This window comes from Micromonospora sp. WMMD736 (assembly GCF_049179015.1).
Taxonomy (GTDB): Bacteria; Actinomycetota; Actinomycetes; order Mycobacteriales; family Micromonosporaceae; genus Micromonospora.
The window spans coordinates 1-2,208 of the sequence record NZ_JBMHMI010000114.1 but is presented as its reverse complement, the minus strand read 5'-3'; the positions used below and the strand labels follow the sequence as shown (position 1 = coordinate 2,208).

Sequence of the window (2,208 nt, the reverse complement as noted above, 5' to 3'; positions counted from 1 at the left end):
GATCGGGACCGCCTCGATCTTGGTCTCCACGCCTCCGCAAATCGCGATGTCGGCCTCGCCGAGCACGATGTTGCGCCAGGCCTGTGCGATGCCCTCGGAACCGGAGGCGCAGGCCGACACGGGAGTGAGCACCCCGGCCCGGGCTTTGCGCTCCAGACCCACCGCTGCCGATGCCGCGTTGGGCATGTACATCTGCACCGCCAACGGGGAGACGGCCTTCAAGCCCTTCTTCGTGAAGCCGTCATAGGCCCAGACCAGTTCCTCGGTGGAACCCAGGCCGGTGCCGATCGACACCATCAGGCGGCGGGGGTCGACCTCCGGGTTGCCGGCATTCTCCCAGGCCCGCCGGCTGATGACGGTGGACATCCGCTGCAGATAAGCCATCCGACGCTTCTCCACCCGCGTCAGTTCGCTTTCGAAGTCCTCCAGCAGATGCCCGCCGATGCGCACCGGAAGGTCATACAACTCGACGAAATCGTCTTCGAGCCTGCGGATTCCGCTCTGACCGTCCAGCAGCTTCTTCCACGTCTCTTCCGCGTTGGTCGCCAGCGCGGTGCTCATCGCAACACCGGTGACGACCACCTCGGGGAGTCCGTTCCCCGTAGACAACCGAGTCAGTTGGGTCAACCCCGCCATTGGTCCTGCGTCAGTTCCTTTCCCCCTCGGAGCTGCTACTCAGTAGCGCCCAAAGGCCAGGGCCACATTGTGGCCGCCGAAGCCGAACGAGTTGTTGATGGCGTACTGGTAGTCGCCATACCGAGGCTCGCCCGCAACAACATCGAGATCGATCTCCGGGTCCGGAGTTTCGTAGTTGAGCGTCGGCGGGATGACACCATCACGCAGCGTCAGCACCGTCAACACCGACTCGAGCGCCCCGACCGCGCCGATGGAGTGTCCGAGCGCCGACTTCGGCGCATAGACCGCGGCGTGCTCGACCCCGGCCACCCGGATCGCGTTGGCCTCGGCGGTGTCCCCGATCGGAGTGGCGGTGGCGTGCGCGTTGACGTGGCTGATGTCCTTGGGGGACAGGCCCGCCAACTCCATCGACCGGATCATCGCGCGTCCGGCGCGCGCTCCGTCGGCCGCCGGGGCGACCATGTGGAACGCGTCCGAGGTGATGCCCGCACCCAGCAGGCGGGCCAGCGGCTTGGCGCCGCGGGCCTTGGCGTGCTCCTCGGTCTCGATGATCATCAGCGCACCGGCCTCGCCGAACACGAAGCCGTCGCGGTCCTTGTCGAACGGACGCGATGCGGCCGCCGGATCCTCGTTGCGGGTGGACATGGCGCGCATCATCGAGAACGCCGCGATCGGCAACGCCTCGATGCCGCCCTCCACGCCGCCGCAGACCGCGAAGTCGGCGTCACCCATGACGATCTGGCGCCATGCGTGGGCGATGGCCTCCGATCCCGACGAGCACGCCGACACCGGGGTCATGACACCGGCGCGGGCCCCCAGCTCCAGACCGGCGACCGCCGCGGCGCCGTTGGGCATGATCATCTGAACGGCCAGCGGTGACACCTTGCGGGGGCCGCCCTCGTTCATCAGGTCATAGGTCTCGACGATCTTCTCGCCGCCCCCCAACCCGGTGCCGATCACGACCGCAAAGCGGTCGGGATCGACCTCGGGCTTGCCCGCGTTCTCCCAGAGCCGACCGGACAGCAGTTTGGACATCCGCTGCACGTAGGACATGCGGCGCAGATCCAACCGGGTCATGTGGTCATCGACCGTGTCGACCAGGTGGCCGCCGATGCGCACCGGCAGGTCCCACTTGGTGACGAAGTCGTCGGTGAGCTCGCGGATGCCGCTCTCGCCGGCCAGCAGGCCCTTCCACGTGCTCTCGATGTCCGCGGCGAGCGCCGTGGTGGCCTCGACGGCCGTCACCACGACGTTCGGGAACCCGCCGTTAGCAGTGGAAGGTCTGGTCATTCTGCTGCAAACTTCTCGCGCAGGGCGGCAGCGGCCTCGGGGTTCTCTTCCTCGAGCTTCTGGATGTAGGAGACGACGTCACCCACGGTGCGCAGGCCGGCAAGGTCCTCGTCGGGGATCTTCACGCCGTACTTGTCCTCGGTCTGCACGGCGATCTCCACCATCGACAGCGAGTCGATGTCCAGGTCGTCGACGAACGACTTCTCCGGGGTGACCTCCGACGGCTCGATGCCGGTGACTTCTTCGATGATCTCGGCGAGGCCGGCGATGATTTCTTCCTGA

At 66.9% G+C, this 2,208-nt stretch carries 3 protein-coding genes; all 3 read right to left on the bottom strand.

Features of this window, described 5'->3' with window-relative positions:
- On the bottom strand, nt 1–636 hold a 636-nt coding region (locus ACN269_RS34365; RefSeq protein WP_421477459.1), incomplete at its 3' end, for a beta-ketoacyl synthase N-terminal-like domain-containing protein.
- Nucleotides 637–675: 39 nt separating this feature from the next.
- Entirely contained in the window at nt 676–1,926 is a 1,251-nt protein-coding gene (gene kasA, locus ACN269_RS34360) for a 3-oxoacyl-ACP synthase KasA (protein ID WP_421477457.1), read from the bottom strand.
- Nucleotides 1,923–2,208 (bottom strand): meromycolate extension acyl carrier protein AcpM (gene acpM / locus ACN269_RS34355; protein ID WP_421477456.1); only part of this gene is annotated, 286 nt, incomplete at its 5' end. The genes acpM and kasA, both read right to left, overlap by 4 nt.